This window comes from Streptomyces sp. SID9727 (assembly GCF_010550605.1).
In the GTDB taxonomy this organism is placed as follows: domain Bacteria; phylum Actinomycetota; class Actinomycetes; order Streptomycetales; family Streptomycetaceae; genus Streptomyces.
This window is the reverse complement of the sequence record NZ_JAAGNI010000392.1, coordinates 1-7,020: the sequence shown is the minus strand read 5'-3', so window position 1 is coordinate 7,020 and position 7,020 is coordinate 1. Positions and strand designations below refer to the sequence as shown.

The 7,020-nt window shown below is 75.5% G+C and carries 4 protein-coding genes; 2 read left to right on the top strand and 2 right to left on the bottom strand.

The genetic code is table 11. The annotated features are described in order from the left end of the window. Nucleotides 1–1,247 (bottom strand): L-2-hydroxyglutarate oxidase (gene lhgO / locus G3I41_RS27745; protein WP_164403114.1); only part of this gene is annotated, 1,247 nt, incomplete at its 3' end. A 92-nt stretch (nt 1,248–1,339) separates the two neighbouring features. Then, nucleotides 1,340–2,917, bottom strand: coding sequence for a sporulation protein (locus tag G3I41_RS27740; RefSeq protein WP_164403113.1), 1,578 nt, complete (start codon nt 2,915–2,917; stop codon nt 1,340–1,342). Nucleotides 2,918–4,165: 1,248 nt separating this feature from the next. Between G3I41_RS27740 and G3I41_RS27735 the strand changes: the two genes are divergently transcribed. Both G3I41_RS27735 and G3I41_RS27730 read left to right on the top strand, forming a co-directional pair. Next, nucleotides 4,166–6,277 carry an asparagine synthase-related protein gene (locus G3I41_RS27735; protein WP_164403112.1) on the top strand — a complete coding sequence of 704 codons (2,112 nt, stop codon included), beginning with the start codon at nt 4,166–4,168 and terminating at the stop codon, nt 6,275–6,277. Nucleotides 6,278–6,507: 230 nt separating this feature from the next. Continuing rightward, nucleotides 6,508–7,020, top strand: a 513-nt coding sequence (locus tag G3I41_RS27730) for a BTAD domain-containing putative transcriptional regulator (RefSeq protein WP_343242234.1), incomplete at its 3' end; no start/stop codon positions are given.

Genomic DNA, 7,020 nt, shown 5'->3' with positions numbered 1-7,020 from the left:
CCCGCCGCCGCGCGCTCCGGCGGCTTCCAGCCGGCTGCCCGGGCCCGGAGCAGGGCGCGGCGGGCCACCTCGCGGCCGATGGGCAGCGAGGCGGTGGCGGCGGGCGAGGGGGCGTTCAGCACGTGCACCGTGTGCGGGGCCTCGTGGATCAGGAAGTCGTCCACCAGGGTGCCGTCGCGGAGCACGGCCTGGGCGCGGACCCCGGCCGGCGAGGGGCGCAGGTCCTCCTCCGTGACCTCGGGCAGGAGGCGGCGGACCGCCTCCGTGAACGCGCGCTTCGAGAGGGAGCGGTGCACCTCGCCGGCCCCGTACCGCCAGTGTCTGCGGGCGATGCGCCACGAGCCCGGCCAGCCGAGCGTGTCCATCAGCTCGCGGGGCCGGACGACGGGCCAGCCGTAGCCCTCGCGGGCGGCGGCGGGAACCGCGTTGGGACCGACGTGGACGGAGCCGTCGAAGCCCCGGGTCAGGTGGACGCCCAGGAACGGGAACGCCGGGTCGGGCACCGGATAGACGAGCCCGCGGACCAGCTCGGGCCGCGCCAGCTCGAAGTACTCACCCCGGAACGGCACGATCCGCATCCCCGGGTCGTCTCCGGCCAGCCTGGCGATCCGGTCGCAGTGCAGTCCCGCGCAGTTGACCAGCACCCTGGCCCGGACGACGAGGCCGTCGGCCGTGCGCACGGCCACGCCCCAGGGACGGCGGTCGATCGCCGTCACCTCGGCGCCGAAGCGGATCACGCCGCCCGCTCCGCGTACCTCGTCGGCGAGGCACCCGGCGACCGCCCGGAAGTCGCACACACCCGTCGTGCCGACCCGGATCGCGGCGAGGCCCCGCACCTTCGGCTCGTACGCGGCGATCTGCGCGGGCCCCAGCTCGCGCACCGGCAGTCCGTGCTCGCGGCCGCGCTGGACCAGGGCGTGGAGCCGGGGCAGCTCGGCGCGGTCCGTGGCGACGATCAGCTTGCCGGTCACCGCGTGGGCGATGGAGTGCTCCCGGCAGAAGTCGGTCATCTCGGCGCTGCCGCGCAGTGCGTACCGCGCCTTGAGCGAGCCCGGCGGGTAGTAGATCCCACTGTGGATCACCCCGCTGTTGCGCCCGGTCTGGTGGCGCGCCGGGCCCCTCTCCTTCTCCAGTACGGTCACGCGGGTGCCCGGTGCGGTGCGCGTGAGCGCGTACGCGGCCGACAGGCCGACGATCCCGCCGCCGATCACCAGCACATCGCAGTCGTACGCCGCGTGCGCCATCATCACGCCACCTCCCACCCCGATAGTGCACTGACCCACTGACAACGCACTCAAACCCGTGCGGTCAGCGTGGCGCTTCCCGGGAATCGGGATTCCTACGCCGGGGCGACCAGGAGAGGACGGGCGCGCTCGCGCAGCTCCACGACGCGCGGCTCGTCCCCGTACGGTTCCAGGCGGTGCAGCAGGTCGCGCACGTACTCCGTGGTCCGCGCCGACGAGATGCGGCCCGCCACCTCCACGGCCCGGGTGCCCGCCGCGCAGGCGGCGTCCAGGTTCCCCGACTCCAGCTCGGCGACGGCCGAGACGACGAGGCGCAGCCCGTGCGAGCGGACGAACTCCTCGGTGGGCCGGGACAGCGCCTGCTCGGTGAAGCGCCGGACCTGGCGGGGCGCCTTCAGGTCGAGGTGGCACTCGGCGGCGTCGGCCGCGAATCTGTCGTAGGAGTAGAAGCCCAGCCAGGCCGGGTCGGCGTCGCCCTCCCGGGAGCGTTCGAGCCAGCTCTCGGACGCCTTGAGCGCGGCCCCCGCGGCCGGCGCGTCGTTCGCCTTCGCGTGCGCGCGGGCCTCGACCAGGCGGAAGAAGCTCATCGTGCGGGCGGTCGCGAGGCCCCGGTTGCGCTCGACGGCGGCCTGCGCGAGGTCGACGCCCTCGTCGGCGAAGCCGCGGTAGGTCGCCTGGAGCGACATCGACGCCAGGACATAGCCGCCGAGCGGCACGTCGGCCGCCGCCCGCGCGAGGCGCAGGGCCTGGATGTAATACCGCTGGGCCGCCTCCTGCTGACCGGTGTCGAAGGCCATCCAGCCGGCGAGCCGGGTCAGCTCGGCCGCCGCGCCGAACAGCGCACGGCCGACCTCGTCGCTGTACGAGCCGAGCAGGAGCGGGGCCGCGTCCACGCGTAAGCACTCCGGGACCATCGAGGAGCGCCAGTCGCCGCCGCCGTACTTGGAGTCCCAGCGGCGCGCGTCCTGGGCGGCCTCGCGGAGTTTGGAGACGTCGCTGTGACCGACGCGCAGCGAGGAGGCGTCGGCTCCGGATTCGGGGCCGGGCTGTGCCGGGATCAGCAGGCTGTGGCCGGTGGCCGTGCCGGTCGCCTGGGCGGGTGATGCGGGGGTGCCTGACTGCGTGGGCGCCGAGGTGGAGCCGTGCGCCCCCGGTGCGCCGTGTGCGCCGGGCGGCTGCCCCCCGACGGTGGCCGGTGCCCGTGCGACCGACGGGTCGGCGGGGGATATCAGCCAGCGGGACGCGGGTGTGGCGTACGCGCTCACCGAGAACGAGCCCGCGAGCGACTGCCATATCCCGCCGCTGCCCGCGCGCCGCCCGGCCAGATCCAGCCGGTACAGATCCGTCGCCGAGCGGACGGCCGCGTCCACGTCGCGCGGGAACGCCAGGCCGACCTCCGGGGCCGGATCGGCGTCGGCGAGACCGATCTCGTGCAGGGGAACGGGCCGGCCCAGCTTGGCGCCGATCGCTGCGGCGATGAGATGGGGCGCGGCGCCCTGGGGCACCATGCCCTTGGAGACCCACCGGGCAACGGACGTCTTGTCGTAGCGGAGGGTCAGTCCGCGCTGCGCGCCGAGGTCGTTGACCCGCCGCGCGAGCCCGGCGTTACTGATTCCCGCGAGGGCGAGAACGGTGCCGAGCTTCTCGTTCGGTCCTCGTTGCTCCCTGGACATGGCCACCCCTCGACACACAGACGGCAGCCGCGTCACCGTCTCGGCGCGCGGCATTCGTACCGTGTTCTCCCCAGGGACGAACCCTGTCACTCCGCCCGCACACGCATGTGGCCGTGCCCCGGGGAATATGCCGCCCTGCAGAGAACATCAGTGCACCCAGCGTAGTTCGTCGCATCCCTACCGTTAAGGGCTGGACGTCCGTATGGCGGGATTGTTGTCCGTCCCGGCCACGCGCGGAGTGTCGAGGGACGGAAAGTGGTGTGAGGGGCGGATGAGGCTGTGGAGGCGAACGCGCGGCGGAGGAGGGGAAAAGGAAGAGCGGGGGAATGACGGGGATGCGGGGGAGGATCGGTGGAGATCGCCGGGGCGGGGCGCGGGCCGGCCGGTGCGGGGGTGCGATTCCGCTTCGCCGCGAAGGAGTACGGGCCGCGTCCCGCGGCTCCTGCCGCCCGCCGACCAGCGCGGACCGGCGCGTGGGGCGTACGTGTCGGCTGCCGTTCCGCTCGCTCCCGGCCGGGTCGGCCGGGGTCCGCCGAGGGTTCGGTGCGTGCACCCCGGTGTGTGGCCGTGCGCCCGCATGTGCGCTCTGGCCCGGCCCCGGAGGCGGCGCTTGCATGGGTGCTGCGTGGATCGGCCCGCTGCGCTCGAAGCAGGGGGCTGGGGGATATAGCCGCCTCATTCCCCGCAGGCGGTGGACCGGTCCGGGGGGCGAGGCCCGCCCCCCGGACCGTGTGTTCCGGAGGGGCGGGCCGACGGTGCGGCAGGGGCGTGGCCCCGTGGACGCGCTGGCCGGAGCGGCGCCGATGGAATCCGATTAAACGCATATGAATCGGTCAACGCATCATGAGATCAACGGTTCCCCTCTGCGCCGAGATTGGCCGGATGTCGACGGTCGGGTGAGGTCGGGTCGGCCGGGACGCCGACCGTTCCGCCGCCGCGCGACCCGGGTTCGGGGCCTGGCTGGAAGCGGGCCGTTCACGCGGGACCGTGCAGGGGGACGCAACGCCCGGAATTCGTCATTCCGTTGTTCTTTCGGGCGACGCGCGCGGGGCCCGCGCGGAACGCGCGTCCCGGCATCCGCCGCGCGGCCTTTGCCAGGGGCGCATGCGCTCACGACGTGCGCCGTCCCTAGCCACTCCCGTGCGCCGTTGTCGTGGCAGCATGTCCGCAACGGCGCCGATCGTCACCGGAGTTCTCCGGGTGCTTGCCTGCCGCGCCGTTTTTTGTCCACAGCCTGTGGAGGCGGCGATGCGTTGGTTGGTGGGTTGGAGCAGTATCGCCGCGAGCTTCGGCACGGCCGGGGCGGTGGGCGGCGGCGACGACGGGCGCACGATGCACCCCGTGGGCTCCCAACTCCTGTGGGCCGACCCCGATCCGCTCTGGGCGGTCGGCGACTGGCGGCCCGACGAGATCCGTACCATCCGGGTGGACACCGCCGAGGGCGCCCCCATGGTCCGGCTCGCCGTTCTCGGCTGCTGCGGGGCCACCGACGAACAGCTGCGCGTCGGCCTGCTCGCCGCCCGGGGCGGAGCCCTGCGCCACCTCACCGCGTGGACCGGGAGCTATACGGTCGTCGTCCAGATCGGCCGCCGGATCACCGTCGTCGGCGACCTCGCCGGAGCCCGCCCGGTCTTCTACACGCCCTGGGCCGGTGGCACGGCGTACGCCACAGCCGCGCTGCCGCTCGCCGACCTCATCGAGGCCCAGCTCGACATCGGCCACCTGGCCGCCCTGCTCGCCTGCCCCGAGACCCCGGAGGCGCTGCGGGACGGCACCCCCTACGCGGGCGTCAAGCGCATCCCGCCCGGGCACGCCCTGATCCTCCGTGAGGGCTCGCGGGAGATCACCGGATACGAGGCGGTGGCCTCCCTCGCCGTGGCCGCGCCCGAGCTCGACCCGGTGACCGCCGTCGACGGGGTGCGGGACGCCCTGGTCGAGGCGGTACGCGCCCGGCTCCTGGCTCCACGCCACGCGCCGGAGACCCTGCCGCCCGACCCCGGCCCGGTCCCCGGCATGGGCCCGGCCGAGCGCCGCGCCGCCCGGGGCGCCCCCGTGCCCGGCATCGGCGCCGACCTCTCCGGGGGCAGCGCTTCCGCGACCCTCGCCCTGCTCGCCGCCGGTCTCCCCGGGCTGCCCGGCACGATCCTGGGCCACGGCACCGGGGCGGGGGAGCGGCTGCTCGCCGTCACCTTCAACGACCTGACGACCCGCGCCCACGAACCCGAACTCGAGCGAGCCCGTGCCATCGCGGCCAACCCCCGGCTCCACCACGTCGTCGTCGCGGCGGGTGAAGAGGCCCTGCCCTACGCCGAGCTGGGCGCCGGCCCGCTCACCGACGAGCCGGCCCCTTCCCTCGTCCTCGCCGAACGCCACCGGCGCCGGCTCTCCGCGGGCAGCGCCGACCACTTCGTGGGTGCCGGTGCCCGGCAGGTGCTCGACGCCCACCCGGCCCGCCTCGCCGACCTGCTGATGGACCGGCGCCGCCGCCACCTGCTGCGCCCGGTCGCCGCCCTCGCCAAGGCCGAAGGCCCCTCCGCGCACTCGTTGTTCGTACCGCTGACCGTGTACCGGGCGGCCCGCAAGCTGGCCCGCACGTCCTACCGCACCGGCCTCGAAACGGCCGCCGGCCGGCTGCCCGACGCCAACCGCCTCGCGCCCGGCCTCGACACCCCGGCCGACGCCTCGCTCGCCGCACTCGCCTGGTCGAGACCGGGGCCTGCCGCCCGGTGGCTGACCGGAGAGGCCCTGGCAGAAGTATCGGTTCGCCTTCAGGAGGCGGCGATCCGCCCCTCCTCGGTCCAACGCCCCGGCGAGGCCCGGGCGAGGGCCGCCCTCGCCCGCAGCGCCGCCGACCACCGCATCCTGGAGCAGGCCGCCGAGATCCGCAGCCAGCGGCTGCACGCCCCCTTCCTGGACAACCAGGTCGTACGCGCGGCCCGCGCGCTGCCCGAGTCGCTGCGGGTCCAGCCGGGCGCCCGCGCGGCGGTCCTGCGCCGCGTGCTGGCCGGCGCGGGCATCCACGAGCTGCCTCCCGGCTGGGGCGCTCCCTCACAGCACACCTCGACGGCGGTGACCCGGACCGGGCTGCGTGCCGCCCTGCCCGAGCTGATCGCGCTCTTCGACGCCCCGCTGCTCGCCGACGCCGGACTGGTCGAGGCCCGCGTCGTACGCAAGGCCCTGCGCGCGGCCTCCGAGGGGGAGCCGCTGCCCCTGGACGGCCTCGCCGACCTCGCCTCCACGGAACTGTGGCTGCGCCGCCTCGTCTCCCGGCGCGGCACCTGCTGGACCGGCACGGCGGCCCCCCGGCAGCGCGCGGTGGCGGGAGGTGTGGTCCCGGCCCGGCGCTCGCTTCAGGGGTGAGAGGGCCGGGCACGGCGGCATGGGTGTGTCCTCAGGCGTTCTGGGGGCGGGAGGCTGGTCCCGGGGTGGGTTCGTTCTCAGGCGTCCGGGCGGGGGCCGGGGTTGCGCCGGGGTGGGTGCGTCCTCAGGCGTCCGAGCACGGGGGCCGCTCCCGGGGCTGGTTCGTCCCCAGGCGTCCCGGTCCGTCCGACCGCTGCTCACCGGCGGTTCCGCCGGGACACAATGGGGCCGTGCGGTATCTGATCCTGGGCGCCACCGAGGCGCGAGACGAGAACGGCGGCGCGCTGCCTCTCGGCGGCAGCAGGCTGCGTGCCCTTCTCGCCGCCCTCGCTCTGCGGCCGGGACGCCCCGTGCCCGTGGCCGACCTCGTGGACGACGTCTGGGCGGGCGATCCCCCCGCCGACGCGCCCGCCGCGCTCCAGGCCCTCGTCGGGCGGCTCCGCAGGGTGCTGGGGCGGGAGGCACTGGTCAGTACGCCGGGTGGCTACCGCCTTACGGCCGGCCCGGACGACGTCGACCTCTACGTGTTCGAGCGGCTGGCCCGGCGGGGCGGCGCCGAACTGGAGGCGGGCGCGCCGGACGAGGCCGCCCGGACCCTGCGGAGCGCCCTCGCCCTGTGGCGCGGCCCGGCCCTGGCCGATCTGCCCGGCGGGGACCAGGGCCACGCACTCCGCCCTGAGGCCCACCGTCTCGCCGCCCTGGAACGCCGCATCGAGGCGGACCTGCGCCGCGCGACGGGCGGC

Excerpts from the sequence above, each read along its gene's own strand:
- G3I41_RS27740 (WP_164403113.1), bottom strand. The coding sequence starts at position 2,917 with ATGTCCAGGGAGCAACGAGGACCGAACGAGAAGCTCGGCACCGTTCTC.
- G3I41_RS27735 (WP_164403112.1), top strand. The coding sequence starts at position 4,166 with ATGCGTTGGTTGGTGGGTTGGAGCAGTATCGCCGCGAGCTTCGGCACG.